Origin of the sequence: Arenibacter palladensis, from assembly GCF_900129275.1 — a bacterium.
Lineage (GTDB): Bacteria > Bacteroidota > Bacteroidia > Flavobacteriales > Flavobacteriaceae > Arenibacter > Arenibacter palladensis.
On record NZ_FQUX01000005.1, the window covers coordinates 225,957 to 247,615 of the forward strand.

Below are 21,659 nucleotides of genomic sequence, written 5' to 3' on the forward strand. Positions count from 1 at the left end.
TTATTATTTTTTTATTAAAGACTTAAATCAATTCCAAAGGTGAAAAACCTTGGTGTAGGCAAACTTGGATCAGTACTTCCATTGGAATTTCTTCCATCTATGTTGGTAGGCTCCGGATCGTAAAAATCCCAATGAGGGGCATAAACCGCAACATTTCTAGCGTTGGCATACAACCTAAGACTCTGCAAGGACAACTTTTCAAGAAAGGGTTTTGGAAATCTATAGGCAATGGTAATATTACTTAATCGAATAAATGAAGCATCCCTCCAAATAGCAAAATTGGAACTACCATCACTGGAAAACAGTCTGGCATAATCATTTATAGGATTATCAGGTGTCCAATAAGGTGTTTGAATGGAATTGGTCCTGTCTATAAAACCGTTTCTGTTTTTTGCTTCGTTAAATACTCTTTTCTGACCCCAATTGGAATAAACCTCAAAGGAAAAATCAAAATTCTTTAGCATGGTAAACCTATTAGACATAGCCCAACTGAATCGTGGAGACCTATGTCCTTGGAAAACATTATCATCTACTGTAAAATCCCCACTGTTATCTACATCCCTAATTTTCCAATCACCAGGAAATACACCATATTCGGCAGCTTGGGCAGCTTCATTTGTCTGCCATATACCAATGGCTTCCTGACCCCAAATAACGTCGGTGGCCTGACCTATAAAACGCTGATTTGTAATATCATCCAATTCCCTTCCATTTTCATCAAGATCTCCATATAATTTTCTGATTTTATTTCTGTTCAAAGAGAAATTAAAACTGGTATTCCATTGGAAATTCTCCCTATTATAATTTTGGGTGGCCAAGGTAAATTCGAGACCTTTATTTTCTATTTCTCCCAAATTGGTAGTTACATTGTTGAAACCAATAATATTAGGCAACTCCCTAGTAACTATAAGATCGTTGGTAATATTTTGGTAAGCCTCTATAGAACCTTCTACCACTCCGTTGGCTATACTAAAGTCTAACCCTAAATTGGTAGCCTTGGTACGTTCCCACCTCAACTCTGTATTTTCTTGGGTTCCGTTATCAAAAGTTGGTACGGTAATGACGTTGCCTCCGGCATCCACATTTAAATATTTATTGGCTCCTAGTCTGGACAAGGCGGTAAAACGTCCTATATCCCTATTTCCATTTTCCCCGTAGGACAATCTTAGTTTGAGAAAATTTACGAAATCCGATTGAAAAAAGGATTCATTGGATATGGTCCAAGCCCCTGCTATGGAAGGAAAATATGCCCTTTTATTATTGGCCCCAAAAGCCGAGTAACCATCCCTACGCATGGTCAATGTTAGTAGATATCTGGAATCATAATTATAATTAAGCCGAGTCATCACGGCATCACCAGTACTGGTCTCATCCTCACTATCCACAGTTTGCACGGTCCCCAATTCCAAGGCACTATAACCTAGGGCATCACTAGGCTCAAAGGTATTGGCCCTAGCTCGGGTAAAATAGCTTTGGTATTTTTCCCCATACACCAGAAACATCAAATTAAAGGAATGCTTATCAATCGTCTTGTCCCAACGTAAAATATTGTCTAACTGCCATTCATTGATCTTGGTCGCTTGTCTCTCTGCCGAACCTACCACATTTTGCGGACTGGCCGCCGACGCATGGTTGTAATATTCTTGGAATTCCAAACGATTGGTATACCCCACTTCATAGGAAAAACCCAATGGTAATTTTAATTTGGCGTATACCCTAGAGTTAAAGGTATGATCCAGATCTATACGGTCGTTAAATTTTTGTGCTAAAAAAGCATTAACGGCCCCAGCACCATTATCGTCCTGAGGACTTAAGCGAATATTTCCCTCATCATCAAATTCGGAACCCCAAGGCGAAGATCTTTCAATCTGACCTCTATCAGCCGCAATAAAACCTTCATTACGCTTAGCAAATTGAGTATTCATTCCAACGGTTAACCAATCCGTAATTTTAGCATCCAAATTTAATCGTGATCGCAAGGCCTCAAACTTTTCCCCATTAACAATACCCTCATTGGAGGTTCGACCAATGGACCAATAGTAATTTAGTCCTCCATTTCGCCCGGAGATACTTGTGTTTATATCGTTACGAAATCCGGTTTGCATTATCCTGTCATACCAATTGATACTATTCCCCGCCAAATAATTTTCAATTTCCACATCCTGAAACCCTATCCTGTTCAACCAAGCTCTTGTAGGGTCGCCTGCTGATCCGTCATAGGCCAGCCACTGATCCAAGGTCACCCCAGAAGGGAGATTGTTGGGGTTGTCATATCTTCCTGGATTGTCGATAGTGTTCTGTGGGTTGATACTTTTGAAAACCTCCGTTCTCCAGTCCACATATCCTTGAGCATCATATGGTCGCTCCTTATAAGCATCCGTGGCTATACCCACACTAGTGTTTATATTAATGGTTGGCTTATCGCTAGTACCTCTTTTAGTTGTCACCAAAATTACCCCACTTGCCCCTCTGGCACCATAAACGGCGGCAGAACTGGCATCTTTCATAACATCCAGTTTATCGATATCCGAGGGAGCGATATCGGACAGATCGCCATTATAGATCATACCGTCTACCACTATTAAAGGACTAGATCCGGCACTAAGACTATTGTTGCCTCGTATCCGAATTTGACTTGTCCCCTTTGGCGAGGCTGAAAGTCCAATACTTAAACCTGCTACATTACCCCGCAATACATCTGTTACTGAATTAGTAGATTGATCTGAAAGTGCCGCAGCATCCACTTGGGAAATTGCACCGGTAAGATCTTTCTTTTTCACCGCACCGTAACCCACCAAAACAACCTCGTCCAAAGTGGAGGCCGTGGACTGCATGGTTACATTTATAACAGAATTACCATTCAATGGTACTCTTTGCTCTTCAAAGCCAATATAACTAATAGTCAATGTAGCATTGGAATTGGCAACTTCAAAACTAAAATTCCCATCAAAATCGGAAACCACCCCATTGGTAGTACCCTGCTCAACTATCGATGCTCCAGGAAGGGGAACACCAAATTCGTCTACTACGGTTCCGGAAACCGCAAATCCATCCTGCCCAATCGCAGGAACAGAACACAAAGTGCAAAATAGAGTAATAAGCAATAGAACCCTGCACCTAACTTTTTTAAATAAATTTCTCATACATAAATGTTTAAAGTTGGTTAGTTATTGATTTTAAATCATGACCGAAAACCCTCAGTCATATTCACAATCCCGACAAATCTAAATAATTGCAATTTATTACGCAACCGATTGCGTTATTATGTTGGCAATTTTTAACTAAAAAAATTCTTTTTGTTGAATTTATATAGTAAAATTCATCTGATTTCACATTAATTACCGCATAAATCAAATTTCACATTGATAATAAAATTTTATTTGTATTATTGTTGCATAGTTTGTGCAACAATTTATAATATGGACAAGAGAATAACCATTTACGATTTGGCAAAAACGCTGGGTGTTTCGGCCGGAACCGTAAGCAGGAGTCTAAACGACCATCCTTCCATAAGCCAAAAAACCAAGGACCGCGTAATCTCAAAGGCCAATGAACTGGGTTATAAAACCAATAAATTTGCAGTAAACCTCAGCACACAGAAGTCCAATACCATTGGAGTTATTGTCCCCAAACTCAATTCCATCTTTATGTCCACCGTATTGGCCGGGATAGAAAAAATAGCCAATGAAGCCGGTTATAATTTGATTATAAGTCAGTCTTTGGAGTCTATGGAAAAAGAAAAGTTAAATGCAAAAACGCTCTACGATAGCGGGGTTGATGCCCTTTTGGTATCCTTGGCCTACGACACCACCGACTTTGATCATTTTGCAAATTATATTAGAAACAAAATACCACTTATATTTATTGATAGGGTGCACAATTTGCCCAATTGTTCTACCATAATAATTGATAACAAATTGGCAGGATATGAAGCTACCGAGCATTTAATTAATCAAGGTTGCAAAAACCTTCTGTATATTAGTGGAGACTTAAGACGAAATGTTTATTCAGAGCGATTAAAAGGATTTCAGGAAGCGATAGCCAAGCATGATTTAATATTTGACAATTCCAATATACTAGAATCGGACTTAAGTCCTGGCAGCGTTAAACATGCCATAGCCCACATCAAAGATACCAGCATACCTTTTGATGGCCTGTTCGTGGCCAACGACACCTTTGCGGCACATTGTATAAAAGAATTGAAAAAAGTGAACATTAAAATACCACAAGACATAAAAGTAATCGGCTTTAATAACGACCCTATTTCTGAACTGGTTACCCCAACTTTAACTACCATTAATTACCCAGGGTATGAATTGGGAGTTTTAGCAGGACAAAGCGTTATAAGTCATTTAAACGGAGATATCAACTTGCAACCTACGAATGCCATCACCTTAAGGCACAGACTTATAATCAGAGAATCAACACTTAAATAAACAATTACAATGAACAAAGTAGCTTACACCCTAATTACCCTTCTTTTTGTTGGAACAATTTCTGCACAAGGTCTTAAAGAATTTCCAATTACGGAACAATGGCTTACCAAAATAGAATCTTTAGCCCCATCGGCACCGAGGGTGAAGGCCGAGATTAAGAAAATATTGGTTTTTTCCCAGCATACGGGATTTTACCATTGGACCATTCCCCATAATGATGAAATGCTAAAGATACTGGCCACAAAATCTGGGGCCTTTGAGGTTACCATTGCAAGGGACATTGACAGTTTTGATAAAAAGAACTTGAAACAATACGATGCCATAATCTTAAACAACTCTAATCCCGCAGGACCAAAACGCGATCTATTTTGGGACCTTCTAAAGAAAAACTCCACTCTTAATGATCAAAGGATTGCAGAACTATCGGCTCAATATGAAAAGACTTTGATGGACTATGTTTCAAAAGGCGGGGGACTTATGATTCTTCACGGGGCGATTACGGTCCAGAACAACTCCAAGGAGTTTAGCAAAATGGTTGGAGGTAGCTTTGATTACCACCCCAAACAACAGGAAATGCATTTAAAGGAGGTAAATCCGAACCACCCTTTGGTGCAGGCATTTAAGGGCAATGGATTTACCCACGTGGACGAGCCCTATTTCTTTAACAATGCCTATTCCGATTATAATTTTAGACCGCTACTATACATTAAAGCCGACAAGCTAGAAGGCGTCAAGAAAGAAGTCAGTGACAATACCATATATGTTTCCTGGATTAAGAGACATGGCAAGGGCCGGGTATTTTACACCTCTCCATCCCATAATGCCCAAAGTATGGACAATCCGGAATTGCTTCAGTTCTTTTTGGATGGCATGCAATACGTGGTGGGCGATTTAAAATGCGATGATAGCCCTATAGGAAAACATTGACCCAATAACTTATTAAGAATATAGCATCCAAAAAATGCGCAACTTTAGCAGTTGCGCATTTTTTATATCTTTCAAGATACAATCACCGGACCGATCTTAAGCACCTATTTATTAAAATCGAAGAAGTTTTTGGCGTTGTAATAGGAAATATCGGACACAATTTTTCCCAATAATTTTTCATCGGCCGGCAACTCACCATTTACAACATCATTCCCAATTAAGTTGCACAGGATCCTCCTGAAATATTCATGTCTAGGAAAGGATAAAAAGCTCCTGGAATCGGTCAACATTCCAACAAAACAACTTAAAAGTCCCATATTGGACAAGGCGTTCATTTGTTTTTCCATTCCGTCTTTTTGATCTAAAAACCACCAACCGGACCCAAACTGCACCTTTCCTTTAACGCTTCCATCATTAAAATTACCTACCATGGTAGCTATAACTTCATTATCGGCTGGGTTAAGGTTATAGATTATGGTTTTTGCCAATTGATCCGTTCTATCCAATTCATTTAGGAAACCGCTCAATGCGCGTGCCTGTGAAAAATCGCCTATGGAATCGAATCCTGTATCAGGACCCAATTTGGACAAAAGCCTTTTGTTATTGTCCCTAATGGCCCCAATATGGAATTGTTGCACCCAACCTTTTTTGTGATAACTCCTTCCCAAGAACAACAACACCTGCGACTTAAAGTATTGGACCTCCTGCTCGGAGATGGCTTTCCCGTCCATAACCTTATTAAATACACTTTCCACATTAAAGGTTCCTTCCTGGAAATAATATAGTTGTTCCAACCCATGATCGGACAGCCTACCCCCCTGTTCATGAAAATAGTCGATTCGGTTTTCAAGAGCCGCCAACAAATCCTTGTAGGAGCTAATATTAATATTTGCGGACTTACCCAATTTTTCCATGTAGGCAACATAGGCACTTCCCTGTTCTATAGCAAAAGTCTTATCTGGGCGGAAGGTTGGAAAAACTTTTGGTGAAATCCCCTTTTGCCCAATGCTTTTGTGAAATTGAAGGTTATCTATAGATTCGTCCGTAGTACATAGAGACTCCACATTCTGTTGTTGCAACAATCCTACGGTATTGTGGGATGTTTGCTGCAGTATGGCCGAAGTACGCTCATATATTTCCTCAGCATTATCTGGTCCCAACAACTCTTGAATCCCAAAATAACGCTGCAGCTCCAAATGTGTCCAATGGTACAAAGGATTCCTTACCGTATAAGGTACTGTTTCAGCCCATTTAAGAAATTTTTCTTTGTCAGTGGCATTCCCGGTTATAAAGTGTTCATCTATCCCAAAAGCGCGCATGGCACGCCATTTATAATGATCTCCGGCCAACCAAGCTTGACTTATATTTTCAAAAACGCGATTCCCATCAATTTCTAGGGGAGGTAAATGGTTGTGATAATCAATTATAGGCAATTCCTTTGCATAATTGTGATATAAGTTTTTGGCAAAATCGCTTTGCAAAAGAAAATCATCATTTATAAAAGTCTTCATCTTACTACCGTAATTTAATTTTAATACTTAATCTACCTACTTTATCCTAGAATAGGAATATATTATCCTATATTATTTTCCGATCTGCTCGTATAATTCCTTTTCGGTATATTCCATACCGTCTTTTGAATTGACATCCCTAAGCTCCTTTATTTTTTCTGGTTTTAAGCCCTTAGGGTTCACAGAAAATGCGTTGGTCACATAGGATATTATATCCGAGATATCCTTATCGGTAAGATTCTTATTATACTTAAGTCCCGGCATTTGATGATTTTCATCATACAATTCCCCTTTTATATTCAAGGGACCTTTAAGGCCGTGAAGAATTATAAGCCCCAATTGTTCCAAATGTGTAGAAATATACTCAGAACCCACAAGTGGTGGTGCCAATCCGTGGATACCTTCCCCACTACTTGAATGGCAGGAGGCACATATTTGTCTAAAAAGTATGGCCCCATTGGTCCTTGAGTCTGCCCTGGCAACCTGGGTTGAGTAAATATAATTAGGTCTGTTCTTTTCTTGTCGTTCCAAACTTGCCGCGGCCAAAACATCTAGGTCGGTATTTTTTAGATCGTCCATCTGCTCCAACTGTAATTTCAAAGCCGGTAGAACACCTTCGGAACCACTTAGTATAGCTTCTTGAACTATCGTATTATCTTTATACTTAGAGGACAAATCATAAATAAAAGGAAAAAATACTTCTTGATCATAATTGGCCCAGATTCCCAATGTGGTGGACAGATATAGATCTAACATGGGTTCATTCCTTTTCAATAGCTCGGCAAAAAGAACTTTTGCTTCGGGAACATTTTTTTCAGAGGCATACTCTTCCATTAATACAATGGCATGTGATGTAGCTTCGGGACCACCAGTTTGAGCCAACTCTTGCAGAAAGTCGAATGAGAGTGCGTTAAGGCCTTTTAACACATAGAGAGCGTGTAGTTGCGCCAATGGGCTATTATTGTCCACAGCCAATTTTTTGAGTTCGGGCAACACACCTTTGTCCTTTTTATGTATCAAATATTGTTGGGCCCTATCACGTATCCATCCGTTGGAATCCTTTAAAAGTACCAACAATCGGGATGCAGATAAAGTCTCCAAGTCAGGAATATCCCTAGCAGGCTTATCTTTTGTCCGTACCCTTAATATCCTTCCATAATTCAATATGGTATCCAATTTTTTCTCTGCCGATACCTTCTTTAAATAAGGGCTCAAAAATGCATAATGTTGAATTACACCTCTATGCATATCTACCACATACATATTACCATCGGGTCCGTTGGACAAATTTACTGGCCGGAATCCTTCATCCGTAGAGGCCAAAAACTCTTTTCCCTGCCAGGCTTGTTTAGCCTCAACACGATCACCATAAAAGGATAGGATATTTCTTTTTATCAAATTGGCCTCGGGTACACAAACAAAGACATTTTGATCATAATCAGCTGGGAACATTCCTCCCCTATATACCAATGGTCCACATGCCGCTGTAACATTAACCAATAGACTGTCTTGATCTAAAACCCCTTCTTCATACCCACGGTTCACCGATGCCGCATGCAAGGGGTAAACCCGATTATCCTTCGTTAAGGTTTCGTCAACACCCTTTCTAGGAACAAAATATTTATTGCGGACCAACCTGTTGGGCAGTATATGATCTCCCAATAATTGGGTGGAATTGTTGTTGTAATATAGTCTACCAAAATTATCATGGGAAATTCCCCACTGCCCTCTGCTGGTTGTAGGCTCCTTATACCACACACCCTCCCTACGTTGATATCTGAAATTAGACTTGGCATTGTAAATCCAATTGTCCAAATTCATCATTAAACCATTGGGTTGATGTTCAGGGTTACCTACGGTAGCATACAGAGAATCTACTAGCACCTTATTTACTGGTTTATCATCTTCAATTTCAACAAACCAAAGATTAGGGGACTCCGCATATAGCAAACCGCCATATACAAGGGCCAATGCCCTTGGCATTACCAAACTGTCCAAGAACGTTTTGGCATGGTCCATAATTCCATCATTATCACGATCTTCCAGAATCTTAATGGCTCCACTGGGCGAATCTTCACCATCACCCTCTAAATTAAGCATAAACCCGGCCATTTCAGCAACCCAGATCCTGCCTTTGGAATCGAAATCTATAGCTACAGGAGCTGTCAAAAGGGGTTCGGAAGCTACCATTTCCAGCTCAAAACCTTCTTCCACCTTATAATCCTCAAGGGAGATTTGAGGTTCCTGGAAGGTTGGTTTACAAGAAATAACGATAAGCGAAAGAGAAAGGAAAAAACAAAATGATAATCTCATTAATATTGGAGGTTTGTATTCTGACATTTTGACAAGGCCACTAAATTAATACAGAGGCATTTAAAATACTAATGGATTAATAGATATTTGACGAAAAACAGACTATCCAAACAATACTTTATGATATTTTTAGAATATTAAGGTTATTAGGTCAAAGTTATTGGCAAGCAGAATGTGCCCTACCCTATAAGCGAAGCAAAACTATTAGGCAGAAAACTAAAGAAAACCTTACCCTTCAATTTCTTGGGCCAACTCTTTAATTTTTACATCTGTCAAGGGCTTGGCAATAAAACCATTGACCATATCGTATTTTTTGGCGCGCTCTATATCCCTGGAATCTACAGAAGAACTTAATATATATATCCTAATCCCCCTTTCCCGTGATATTTTGCCAAACTCATCCAAAAACTCCCATCCGTCCATTATAGGCATGTTCAAATCCAAAAAAATAACCTCAGGCAACTTCTCTTCCGATTCTATTAGAGGTGTAATTACATCCAGAGCTTCTTTCCCATTTTGACAGACCAGATAATCGGAAGCAAAACTATTATTCCTTAAAAGTATCTTGGAGCCAAAAACAAATATAGGATCATCATCAATTATGCATATGGTATTAATCGTCATTCCTGAAAATATTGTTTATTCATGCATTTAAAAAATACATTTCTTGTTATCCTATAGAATTTGTTGGTTACTAATATAATTTATTTTTCCCAAATAGGAACCCTAATGTTTATTAACAAATTGTTACATATTATACCAAACTGCGTATATATTTCTTCAGCATCACTATCCACCAATACTGAACTCACACCTTACCCAGCAATTCGAAAATATGCGGTGAATTTAGTACCCTTCTTTAACTCACTTTCAACCTCTATCCTACCTCCCATGGCCTCTATCTGATTCTTACTGATAAAAAGTCCGATACCACGTGCTTCTGGGTGACTATGAAATGTTTTATACATCCCGAAAAGCTTGGAACCATGCCGTTCCAAATCGATTCCAAGTCCATTATCCTCAAAACTCAAAAAGGCATATTCCCCTTTTGTCCCACTAGTAATTTTCAATTCTGGCAGTCGTTCGGGAGATTTATATTTTAGAGCATTGGTAATCATATTTAGAATAATACTCTCCAAATAGGCATGTACCGCCAATACATTAATATTGGAATCAACCTCCGCAATAACTGTGGCTTTGTTTTTCTTTACCAAGGGATCAACAGTCTTCATTGCCTTTTGGACCCTTCTTAATAAATTTTGAGAAGTTAAGGTTGAGCTTACTTGTGAATTTATCTCCACAATCTCACTTAGCTGGCGAATAGTTTCATTCATATTATCCGAAACCACCTTAATATTACGGCAGTATTCATTTTCAAGAACTTTGGGATCATCTTGAACTGCCAGATCCAAGAGCATGGAAATATTGCTGGTATGCGATCTTAAGTTATGGGAAACGATATGCGCAAAATTGGTAAGTCGGTTGTTATGCTCGGTTAGATTTTCAGTCATTTGTTTTTTATCGGAAATATCTTGGATTTGGGCCACAAAATGCATGAGTTCTCCCTTATCGTTCTTTACAGCGGCTACTGCCTCATAAATCCATAAATAGCTTCCATTCCTATGTCTGCAGCGCTTTTCCATTTTAAACCCATCTAGGGTAACAATAGTCCTTTCAAACAGATCTTTTGCTGATTCCACATCCTCAGGGTGCACAAAATCGAATACCGTTCTTTCAAGAATCTCCTTTTCTCCATAGCCTAATATCTCACAGATTTTCGGGTTGGCCTTTTGCAGTCTTCCCTTTAAATCTATAACAACCATACCAATAGCGGCATGCTCAAAAGTTGTTCTAAATATTTCTTCGCTAAAAGCAAGTTCCAATTTTAATCGCTTTTCACGGTCAATATCCTGCATAAGCCCAGATATCCGGATACATTTCCCATCTTTAAATTCCGGCACCCCAATATGACGCGCCCAAAATATTCCTTTCGACTTACTTAAAATTTCAGATTCAAAATCGAAACTTTTACCCTCCGCTACAGCCAAATTCAAAATTTCTGTAATTCGATCCTTATCCTTTTCAAGGGCGTAATTGGCAATTGAAAATTCCAGCTTATGTGGCTTATAGTTATCGGCCTCCAACATATTTATGAGATTCTCACTCCAGGTCACCTTATTCTCCTGAGGTAAATATACCCATGAACCTATCTTCCCTATTTCATGGGAACGCTCCAAGAGATTTTTATTTTCTATTAGTAATAATTCACTTTTCTTACGATCGGTAATGTCCTCAACCTGGGACAATAGATGCATATATTCCCCCTTATCGTTTTTAATGGCAGACAAGGAGTGATTAACCCAAATAATCTCCCCATTTTTATGTACAAACCTCTTTTCTACCTTATAAGAATCCCTTTTCCGTTGCAAAACCTCGTACAGTAAGGCCTGTGATTTTGCATAATCGTCGGGATAAGTAATATTTACCAGGGTAAGTTTACGCAATTCCGCCTCAGAATAACCAATAATACGGCTAAGACTACTGTTGGACTTCTGCAAATTTCCGTTCAAATCGATAAAGGCCATACCATGCTGGGCATGTTCAAAGGTCTGCCTCATTTCCTCTTCCTTGACCGCTAAATCCTTTGTGGTCCTTGTCTTTTCATCAATATCCTGAAAAAAACCATATAATCTGGTACAGACCCCATCCACCATTTCTGGAATTCCTATAGTTCTGGACCAAAATACCCTTTGGGAAGTAGTAACCACCTTTAGTTCAAGATCAAATCCCTCTCCTTGTTCAACAGCCCTTCCTAAAGCATCTATAAGGGTTTCCCTATCCTCCCCTTCCTGAAAAAAAGGATATACTTCCTCTAATGTAGGTTTATAATCTTCTGACACCTCTACCATTTTTTTTATGGTAGGACTCCAATGAACATTATTTGTAACCAAATCCAGCTCCCAAATCCCAATGCGAACCGCATCGTTGATGCGCTGCATAACCTGGGCGTTATGGGCCAGCAACAATTCATTTTGCTTGCGCTCCGTTATATCCTGCATCTGGGAAACATAATGTATTACCTGCCCTCGATCGTTATGAATAGCGGACATGGATATGTTGGCCCAAATAACGGAACCGTCCTTATGTATAAACCGATGTTCTAGTTTTATATTTTTATGCTTGCCTTGGAATAATTCTTCTATATACTTTCTGTTCAATTTTAAGTCCTCGGGATGCGCCATGTTGGCAAGGTCCATCTTTTGCAGTTCTTCCTCGGTGTAACCTAAAATAAGGCATAAACTTTTGTTTGCCTTTAATAGCCTATTTTCAATATTAATTAAGGCCATTCCCATGGCAGAGTGGTTAAAGGTCTGTCTAAATTGCTCCTCCCTAAACTTAATTTCCAGTTGCACCTTTTTAATTTCATCAATATCCTGAATTAGCCCGTACAACCTTAAAGACTTATTCCCCTTGTATTCGGAAGCACCTATAACCCTTACCCATTTCAATTTGCCTCTCTGCATTCTTATTTGCAATTGCTCATCAAACTCCATTGGTTTTTGAAGGGATTCTGAAACAACCTTCTTTATGCGTTCACGATTTTCACCTTCCAAATAGAAATCCAAACCAGCTTCCACTGTTGGTGTATAATCTTCCGACACCCCATGTATTTGCTTATTCACCTTGCTCCAGAAAACAGTGTTTTCCTGTTCATCTACTTCCCAATAGCCAATTTTCGCAATTTCACTGGACCTCTCAAAAAGATTCTTATACTTCTCCAATAAAATTTCGTTGATTTTACGACTACTTATATCATAATGAATGCCCGATACTATTTCCGGATGACCGTCTGCACCGTATTTGGTAACCTCTCCACGACTTAAAACCCAAACCCAATGTCCCATTTTATGAAGCATTCTAAATTCTACCTCGTAAATACCACTTTCTTTTATATGATTTTCCAAGGAAATATCTATCCTCTCCATATCCTCTGGATGAACCAGATTTAAAAAAGTATCATAGGTTAATGGTTCCAGTTCCACCAAGGTATATCCGAACATATTTGCCCATCTTTCATTACAAACAACCTTCCCGGTTACAAGATTACCCTCCCAGACGCCGATATTGGCACCTTTGATTACATTTTCGTAATAATCCTTGTTGATCTGTAATTGCCTTTCACTTTCCATGTACCTATCTATACATAGAGCTGTACCAATAAGGCCTAGGCAATCTTGGGATTCGTCAGCAACCAATTTGCCCCTGAGGTTTAGCCAAATATAATGTCCGTCCGCATGACTCAACCGTACATCAATGTTCAGTGGATTATCAAGAGATTTATTCTGAAGGCCTTGACAAGAACTTTGGATCCCCTCTATATCCTCTGGATGAACCAAAGACAAAAAATCTACCTGAACAGCTGTCCTCGGGTGTGAAGAATAACCGAGCAATTGGGAAAATTTATCGCTGATAAAGCTCTTTTCAGGATGTGCTAAATTCCAGCACCAAAGACCATCCATTAAACTTTCTCCTGCAAAATTGAAAAAATCATCTTCCTTTTTTAAAAGATCATTAAATGTTTTTTTTAGTGCAGTGATGTTGTTTTTTGGCATAAAATACTCCTTAAAAATAATACGTGCAATTTCCCAAACATTCCATGGGCGATGAGTTACCTTTTATCTTATAATTCCCACTAAAACCAATAAAGAAATGCCCAATAAGACACTTTTATTAGCTACATTAAATTGCTACTTGAAAGGAGAGGGGGGAGTACCTTGTAGTCGTAACAGAATTCCCAATCGGCATTGGACCATTGCCGTTATTGTACTTTTACCAATATGGTCCAATATAAACTATGAAACCGATAAATCTAAAACGATTTCAAAACTGATAAATTATATTGATATTCTAATATTACTAAATTAAATCCATTAAATTCCCACCAACGGTCAATAATAATAAGATGGCCACAAAAAAGGATAGGTTATTTCCAACACTGTTAAACTATCCTTTTTGTGGCCATTTAGGCAATCCTATATACTTTTTTTCTTAACATTAAGCAGAATTACGACTTGCGTTAATGTTACCGTATAAAGACCTAATTACTATTTTCTCATACAATTCTTTATATTCCGTTTCCTTGCTCATTTGCTGAAGGGCAAATTGTTGGATTACCAATAAAGGCAACACTATATTTTCACGAATTTTAACCGATTCACGTGAAACCGACTCTTTTTCCATTAAAATCTTGGATTCAGAAATAAGTAACAGCATTTCTTTGGAAAGCAAATACTCCTCATAAAGAATGTTCCAGAATTCACCATATTCCTCATCATCCTTCATATAACTGGTAAGTTCAAAATAACACTTGGCCAAAGACATCATACTATTGAGCATCAAAGCTTTAAACAAAGGAACTTCTTTGAACAATTTTTTCAGATCCTCCAGTTTCCCTTGGTCCTTTAAAATCTTAATAGCCGTTCCGATTCCAAAATAACCTGGGACGTTCTGTTTAAGCTGACTCCAAGAACCCACAAAAGAAATGGCCCTTAAATCCGTAAGTTCAAGCTTTTTCTTATGGCCTCTTTTACCTGGCCTACTCCCTATATTTGCTTTTTGGTAATATTTTAAAGTACTCTTGTTTTCCAAATAGGCAATAAACTTGTCATGATTCTTTAAAGCATCGTATTTCTCGAAGCTCAGATCGGACAACTCTTCCAACAATTGTCTTGATTCCTTGGAAATCACATTTTCCTTGCCAAAAAAGTTATTGGAAAGTCCGGCCGTTAATAATTGCTCGGAATTATGGATAAACTGCTCCTTTGTTCCATAAGTACTGGTAATGGTCTGCCCCTGAATGGTTAATTGAATTTCATTATTGGCAATGTCCTTGGTCTGTGCGGCATAAAACCTATGTGTTTTTCCTCCTCCTCGTGCCGGTGGGCCACCACGACCGTCAAAAAATATGGCCTTTATATGGTTCCTATCACAAACGGCAGACAATTTTTCCTTGGTTTTGAAAATTTCCCAATTAGCTTTTACATATCCACCATCCTTAGTACCATCAGAGAACCCGAGCATTATGGTCTGTTTATTATGACGCTGCGCCAAATGCTTTTTATACTCTGGAAGGTCGAACAATTCGTTCATTGTATTTTCGGAACTTTCCATGCCTTTCATGGTTTCGAACAAGGGAATAATATCGAAGGTAATCTTATCCGATTCCCAACCGCACCATCTAAAAAGTCCATAGACAAAAAGTACAGAAAAAACACTCTCGGAATTACTTATAACATAACGGTTACAGCCCTCCTCACCATTTTTCTCCTGAATTCCCCTTAATTGTAGAATATTCTGTATGGTTTCCTTAACAATATCCTCTTCATAATTCTGCACTTGTAGATCTATATCCTTATGGATTAAAATATCTATCAGCTCCTGCTTGTTCAATTCGCCAATATTCTCCGAAATTAGGCCATTGGCCTTTAGAATGGCCTCCACCACCTGGGTATGAACACTATGGTCCTGCCTAATATCCAAGGTGGCGAAATGTGTCCTGAAGATCTTTACCTTGTCTATTAGATGATCCAAATCCTTTAGGTAAAGCTTATGGTATTTTCCAATAAGTACCGACCTTATTTCAAGAAGAGGTTCAATAATTTCTTCATAGCGCATCACCGTGTTGGCATCGAACATGGTATTATACAAGCGCCCCCTTAAATTGGAAATTACATCTTGCAGATCCCTAAAGGTTAGTTTTTGTTGTAATTTTTTTACATCGTGATAATAACATTTCATTAGGGTAATTCGCAGCTCATCGGCAACATCTTTGGTGATATTGGATGTTACAAAAGGATTCCCATCCCTATCCCCGCCGGGCCAAAATCCCAATTTCATAATATTGTGATTGTTGAAGTCCATGTTACCAATATTATCCTTTATGTAAGCATAGAGTTCCCCTACGGCATCATAATATACATTTCGTAGAATATAAATTATGTTTTTTGCCTCATCCAAGGGTGTAGGCTTTTTGGCATTTATCAAGGAGGTCAATCCCAATTGTTGAAGCACCAAATCAATTTCATTGATTTTGTTTTCCAAAATAAGACTCCTTAAATTACCTATGATATCCAAGACTGCAGGAGTATAAAACTGCGTAGGATGTGCCGTTAAAACAATACGTGCACTAAAGGTCGACAGTTTATCCGATATCTGGTCCCAACTTTTGTTTTTGTCCACCAATTGAAAATAATCCCCAATGGTAAGGGAACTACTGTGTTTTTGAAGCTTAGGGAAAGCAGCATCCTCAACACTATCATACAACACCACCTGCCTTTCCACATACTGTATAATCCGGAACATAAAATCTATCCTGTCCCTTTCCGAATCAATATTCGCATAGTTCTGAAAAAAAGCATCCAGAATTTCTTGGGGATTTTTACCTGATTTCAATCCTGTTTCTGCCTGATGCAGCAGTAAAGGAATCAGCATTCCTACATTTTCAATATTCTGGTATGGCAAATTAAGAAACAAGCTATTATAAATATTGAACTTGTTCTGGACCGATTTTTTAAATTCGTCTAATCTCTCTGATTGAAGCATACATCTTTAATTACATTCTACATAATCACCTCCCCTATAATCAAGGGACATGAATTTCAAACATTAAATATCGGTATATTTTTAGATTTGAAGGAGGAATTATGGGTCAAACATCAAAATTTAATGTGGACACCTCAAAATCAACAGACTTCACAACAATAATTTTCACAACGAAGGGTAAGGAGGTACATTTACCATGTAATAATAAAAAAGTAATTTTTTCATTTTCATATAGTGTTCTCGTAAAAGAGCTTTGTCTGACCGGCAAGGCTCTTTTTAGTTTTGACCCATTTAAACCATAACAACTTAAAATATTGGGCCCATTAAATTCCCTCAACGCCTTATAATACAATACATTCTATTCCCATTTCTATAAAACAGCCAATTATGCAAACCTTTGCATAATTTATATTCCCCTATCTTTCACATTATCAATATTTTATTGTTTTTTTGAATAACTCCTTCTGCAATTCATATTTATGATTGCCCAAATGTTTAAGCCTATTACTCTACTAGATGAAAACGAATAAGAAATCCTTGTATCCCTTCCTTTTACTTTTATTATCGATAGCAGTTATGTCTGCCCAAAATAAAATGGAAGTTGATTATGTAAATCCATTGATAGGAACCCCATCATCCGGATTTATGGAAGGTAGGGATGGTGGAGGAACCATGCCCTGTGTAGGAACCCCTTTTGCTATGACGAATTTTGTGGCCCAGACAAGGGAAAACAAAATCAGTGAAATGCCATACTTTTATGAAGACAATACCATTCAAGGATTTATGGCCACTCACCAGCCTACGGTCTGGATGGGTGATTATGGTTATGTATCCGTAATGCCGCAAGTTGGGAAATTAAAGTTACTTCCCAAAGACAGGGCACTGCCATTTACCCATAAAGATGAAATATCGAAACCCAACTACTACAGTGTTTCCATGGGTGATAAAAGTCAGAAAATAAAAGGGGAAATAGCGGCTGCCTCCCGCTGTGGCATCTTTCAATTCACCTTTCCCAAATCCGATGAATCCCATATCATTATCCAGGGCATTAATATTACCGAGAACAAAAAGGCGTTTCACGGCTATATCAAAATAGATGAAAATAAAAGGGAAATTACCGGCTATAATCCTGAGCGGATGTCTTCCCATTTGGGCCCCGAATTAAAAAACTTTAAAGGTTATTTTATAATTCAATTTGACAAACCCTTTGAGCGATTTGGAACTTGGAATTCCTTTAGAACGGAGCCCGATATCATAGAAATGGGGAAAGAGCAGACCGGTGCCAGAATGGGAGGATATATAAGTTTCAAAACGGAAAAAAATGAAAAGGTCAAGGTCAAAATTGCGACTTCCTTTATAAGTTTGGACCAAGCCCGTGAAAACCTAACCAGGGAAATACCTGATTGGGATTTTAACAAAGTGGCAGAAAACACCCGGGATATTTGGCAAGAAAATCTTTCCAGGATTAAAGTAAATGGAACTACGGAAGATCAAAAAAGCATTTTTTATACCGCCTTGTTCCACACCATGTTGTTTCCAAGGGAATTTTCGGAGTACGGACGTTACTACAGTCCGTTCGATGACAAGGTCCATGATGGGGTTTCTTATAACGACTACTCCCTTTGGGATACATTTAGGGCCCTGCACCCCCTACTGCATTTTACACAGCCAGAACGGGTTAGCCCCATGATACAATCCTTATTACAGATGTACCAAGAGGGAGGTTGGTTGCCTAAATGGCCCAATCCTACCTATACCAATATTATGACAGGCACCCATGCCGATGCCGTAATTGCGGATGCCTATATAAAGGGATTTCGGGATTACGACCTGGATCTAGCTTATGAGGCCGTTAGAAAAAATGCCATGCACCCACCTTATAGGGATACCGAAAAACCTTGGGGAGATAGGGATGAAGGCACGTTATATGAAGCCAGAGGCGGCCTAACCTACTATCATTCCCTAGGTTATGTAGCTTCGGATAAGACTCGGGAATCCGTAACCAGGACCATCGAGTTTGGAATAGACGATTTTAGCATTGCCCAAATGGCCAAGGACATGGGTAAAATGGAAGATTATGGGCGATTGATGGGATGGAGCAAAAACTACAAAAACCTATATAACAAGGAAACGGGGTTTCTTAATGCCCGACTATTTAATGGCGATTGGGACAAAAACGAACAGGAAGGGTTTACGGAAGGTGGGAGATGGACCTATTTATTTGGCGCCATGCACGATATTGAAGGAAGCATCGAACTCTTTGGTGGGAAGGAAAAGTTTGCCGCCAAATTAAATGAAAATTTTGATGGGCAACATTACCGACATGATAATGAGCCCGGACATCATTATGCCTACCTATTCAACTATGCAGGCCAACCTTGGAAAACCCAAGAGCTTATCCGCAAGCACACCTCTACCATTAATTATAGAAATCATCCCCTGGGAATCAACGGTAACGATGATTGCGGACAGATGTCCGCCTGGTATGTTTTTGGGGTTATGGGCTTTTATCCGGTTACCCCAGGTACAGAAATATTCGCCATTGGGGCACCGCAATTTCCAGAACTCATCCTTAGCTTACGCAAGAACGGAGAACAAAAATCATTTAGGATAAAAGCCAACAAGCTTTCCGATGAGAATATGTACATTCAATCGGTAAAGTTGGACGGAAAGGTATTGGACGAACCCTTGATCACCTATACCCAAATTATGAATGGCAATCTCCTGGAATTTGAGATGGGAAAAAACCCCAGTCCTACTGCCTTCAAAAACAACTAAAAAGAGAAGCTAAATTACTTAATCGCACTCGTTGTGATTTCAAAAAAAAAGAGGATGGTTCCTATAATATGAACCGTCCTCTTTAAACCTTATAAATATGTTCCTTTATTCTCCAGATATATGCCTTAACCAAGCCAAGATTTCTTGGGTATGGAGTTGGTAATCGCAAATCTCTGGTGGAATTCCTTTCTGTTCCCGTAATGACAAGGCGAATTCCTGTACTTCTTCCAAGGAATCAAATGCATCACTTTTCACTAGCTTTTCGGATAAAAATGACGCTATCAATGCCATGTCTGAAGGGTTGAATTCAGGATGGTATTGCACCCCAAAAAATGAACCTTTTTTATAGTCGAATGTCATGGCCTGCACCTTGGAATGGGCATTACTGGCTAAAATAATGGCGTTTTCGGGCACCTTTGCCACTTCATCATAATGAATACACAGTGCAGAATAGGTCTTTTTACGGTGGGAAGTTAACGGACTTTTCCTTCCTAGCGGGGTGAGATCAATTGGTTTGGAGATTCCAAACTCCAAACCGTTCTTGCTAAGCGCTACCTTGCCCCCAGCTACAACCGTTGCAACCTGCATACCCCAGCAGCTGCCGTAAAACGGCACACCGCTCCTAAAAACCTCATCGGCAAAATTCAATTGCTGTTGAACATCCGGGATATCATCAAGGACACTAAGGGAACTGCCTGTCCACAATACCCCATCATATTTTTCCAATTGTGCAGCTGTAGGCAAGTCGCTTGCCCCATCAGCCGGAAAGGCAAAATCTGATTGTGCTTTTGGGACCAAGCCCCTCAGCATTTCTCGGAACATTAGATGATATGGCTTTATCCCAAAAGCTCCCCTTTGCAGGCGTGTTTGTTCGTTATTTCCTTCTACAATTAACAGTTTCACGCTTACAGTCCATTTATATCTCCAGTTACCGCAGCTCTAAAAAGTTGCTCCAAATCCTTTGCGTTAACAGGTTTTGCGTTGGAAGGCGTAGATGGATCTTTAAAGGCCATTTCCCCTATTTCTTTCGCGTTATCAGTATTAATGTCTATATCTTTCAGTATATGCGGTATATTCAATTCTTTTCTCAAACCGATTATATAATCGATAATAGCATCGGTACCTTCCTTTTCCAGTCCAAGGACTTTACTTAAATGCACCATTCTATCCTCAATAGCCACTTTGTTCTGTTTTAGGGCATATGGCAATATTATGGCATTCAATAAGCCATGTTGTTTATTGTAAATGGCTCCCAATTGATGGGCTACGGAATGCACGGAACCCAATCCTTTTTGAAAGGCTGTCGCACCCATGGATGCCGCTACCAACATTTGCCCTCTGGCCTCCAAATTTTTTCCATCCTTAACGGCGATTGGCAAATACTTGGCAATTATTCGGATAGCTTCAATGGCAATGCCATCGGCCATAGGATGATACCCTGGAGCACAATAAGCCTCAATGGCATGCACCATGGCATCTACACCGGTCCAAGCCGTAATGTGAGGTGGTAGACCCAAAGTAAGTTCAGGATCGGATATCACGATTGCCGGTAACATTTTTGGGTGAAAAATGATTTTCTTGGTATGCAGTTCTTCATCCAATATTACGGAAGCCCTACCCACCTCTGAGCCGGTACCTGCGGTGGTAGGAATGGCTATTATAGGTGCAATTCCGGCAGGATCGGCATAACTCCAATTATCACCTACATCTTCAAAGTCCCATAGGGACCTGGTTTGTCCGGACATAAATGCGATGGTCTTGGCCGCATCAATGGCAGAACCACCACCAAAGGCAATAACCCCATCATGTTTATTCTTTAAATAGTGGGCCACCCCTTCAACCACATTTTTTTCCGTTGGATTACCCTGCACATCGCTATAAACCGTGAAATTTAAACCATCCCTTTTTAGAATGTTTATGGTATTCCCTACTATATCCAGTTTCACCAAGCCTTCATCGGTAACAAATAATGGGTTTTTGATTCCCAATTTTTGGCATGCCTGTGATATTTCATTTATTCTACCATTTCCAAACCAGATGGTGGTTGGATAATTCCAATTTGTATTTGCTAATTGCATTAATTCTTATTTTT

11 protein-coding genes are annotated in these 21,659 nt (G+C 39.2%); 3 read left to right on the top strand and 8 right to left on the bottom strand.

What is annotated here, in order from left to right:
• Positions 1-14 precede the first annotated feature (14 nt).
• On the bottom strand, positions 15-3,143 hold the full coding sequence (locus BUA60_RS15090; protein ID WP_072863080.1) for a SusC/RagA family TonB-linked outer membrane protein: 3,129 nt from the start codon (positions 3,141-3,143) through the stop codon (positions 15-17).
• A 276-nt stretch (positions 3,144-3,419) separates the two neighbouring features.
• Here BUA60_RS15090 and BUA60_RS15095 point away from each other — a divergent pair, with 276 nt between their 5' ends.
• Positions 3,420-4,436: a LacI family DNA-binding transcriptional regulator gene (locus tag BUA60_RS15095; RefSeq protein ID WP_072863082.1), complete on the top strand. Its 1,017-nt coding sequence runs from the start codon at positions 3,420-3,422 to the stop codon at positions 4,434-4,436.
• A 9-nt stretch (positions 4,437-4,445) separates the two neighbouring features.
• Positions 4,446-5,363 (top strand): ThuA domain-containing protein, encoded by a 918-nt coding sequence (locus tag BUA60_RS15100; protein WP_072863084.1) that lies wholly within the window; start codon positions 4,446-4,448, stop codon positions 5,361-5,363.
• A gap of 104 nt (positions 5,364-5,467) precedes the next feature.
• On the opposite strand, the gene uxaC is transcribed toward BUA60_RS15100, so the two are convergent.
• The 5 genes from uxaC to BUA60_RS15125 all read right to left on the bottom strand — a co-directional run bounded on the left by uxaC (position 5,468) and on the right by BUA60_RS15125 (position 16,789).
• Positions 5,468-6,874, bottom strand: a complete 1,407-nt coding sequence (uxaC, locus tag BUA60_RS15105) for a glucuronate isomerase (RefSeq protein WP_072863086.1) — start codon at positions 6,872-6,874, stop codon at positions 5,468-5,470.
• A 72-nt stretch (positions 6,875-6,946) separates the two neighbouring features.
• Complete coding sequence (locus tag BUA60_RS15110) at positions 6,947-9,187, bottom strand: DUF7133 domain-containing protein (RefSeq protein WP_072863248.1); 2,241 nt, start codon at positions 9,185-9,187, stop codon at positions 6,947-6,949.
• Positions 9,188-9,415: 228 nt separating this feature from the next.
• Positions 9,416-9,811, bottom strand: coding sequence for a response regulator (locus tag BUA60_RS15115; RefSeq protein ID WP_072863088.1), 396 nt, complete (start codon positions 9,809-9,811; stop codon positions 9,416-9,418).
• Positions 9,812-10,002: 191 nt separating this feature from the next.
• Positions 10,003-13,800 (bottom strand): PAS domain S-box protein, encoded by a 3,798-nt coding sequence (locus BUA60_RS15120; protein ID WP_072863090.1) that lies wholly within the window; start codon positions 13,798-13,800, stop codon positions 10,003-10,005.
• A gap of 442 nt (positions 13,801-14,242) precedes the next feature.
• The gene (locus BUA60_RS15125; RefSeq protein ID WP_072863092.1) at positions 14,243-16,789 is read right to left on the bottom strand and encodes a phosphoenolpyruvate carboxylase; all 2,547 of its coding nucleotides are present in this window, start codon (positions 16,787-16,789) and stop codon (positions 14,243-14,245) included.
• A gap of 516 nt (positions 16,790-17,305) precedes the next feature.
• On the opposite strand from BUA60_RS15125, the gene BUA60_RS15135 reads away from it, so the two are divergent.
• Entirely contained in the window at positions 17,306-19,567 is a 2,262-nt protein-coding gene (locus BUA60_RS15135; RefSeq protein WP_072863096.1) for a GH92 family glycosyl hydrolase, read from the top strand.
• A gap of 105 nt (positions 19,568-19,672) precedes the next feature.
• On the opposite strand, the gene BUA60_RS15140 is transcribed toward BUA60_RS15135, so the two are convergent.
• Together BUA60_RS15140 and BUA60_RS15145 are read right to left on the bottom strand one after the other, a co-directional pair.
• Positions 19,673-20,470 carry a type 1 glutamine amidotransferase gene (locus BUA60_RS15140; protein ID WP_143153203.1) on the bottom strand — a complete coding sequence of 266 codons (798 nt, stop codon included), beginning with the start codon at positions 20,468-20,470 and terminating at the stop codon, positions 19,673-19,675.
• Positions 20,471-20,472: 2 nt separating this feature from the next.
• Positions 20,473-21,645, bottom strand: coding sequence for an iron-containing alcohol dehydrogenase (locus BUA60_RS15145; protein ID WP_072863100.1), 1,173 nt, complete (start codon positions 21,643-21,645; stop codon positions 20,473-20,475).
• Positions 21,646-21,659: the final 14 nt, after the last annotated feature.

What these genes read in the sequence shown, in the direction of transcription:
- BUA60_RS15090 (WP_072863080.1), bottom strand. Translation starts at nt 3,143, where the DNA reads ATGAGAAATTTATTTAAAAAAGTTAGGTGCAGGGTTCTATTGCTTATT.
- BUA60_RS15095 (WP_072863082.1), top strand. Translation starts at nt 3,420, where the DNA reads ATGGACAAGAGAATAACCATTTACGATTTGGCAAAAACGCTGGGTGTT.
- BUA60_RS15100 (WP_072863084.1), top strand. Translation starts at nt 4,446, where the DNA reads ATGAACAAAGTAGCTTACACCCTAATTACCCTTCTTTTTGTTGGAACA.
- uxaC (WP_072863086.1), bottom strand. Translation starts at nt 6,874, where the DNA reads ATGAAGACTTTTATAAATGATGATTTTCTTTTGCAAAGCGATTTTGCC.
- BUA60_RS15110 (WP_072863248.1), bottom strand. Translation starts at nt 9,187, where the DNA reads ATGAGATTATCATTTTGTTTTTTCCTTTCTCTTTCGCTTATCGTTATT.
- BUA60_RS15115 (WP_072863088.1), bottom strand. Translation starts at nt 9,811, where the DNA reads ATGACGATTAATACCATATGCATAATTGATGATGATCCTATATTTGTT.
- BUA60_RS15120 (WP_072863090.1), bottom strand. Translation starts at nt 13,800, where the DNA reads ATGCCAAAAAACAACATCACTGCACTAAAAAAAACATTTAATGATCTT.
- BUA60_RS15125 (WP_072863092.1), bottom strand. Translation starts at nt 16,789, where the DNA reads ATGCTTCAATCAGAGAGATTAGACGAATTTAAAAAATCGGTCCAGAAC.
- BUA60_RS15135 (WP_072863096.1), top strand. Translation starts at nt 17,306, where the DNA reads ATGAAAACGAATAAGAAATCCTTGTATCCCTTCCTTTTACTTTTATTA.
- BUA60_RS15145 (WP_072863100.1), bottom strand. Translation starts at nt 21,645, where the DNA reads ATGCAATTAGCAAATACAAATTGGAATTATCCAACCACCATCTGGTTT.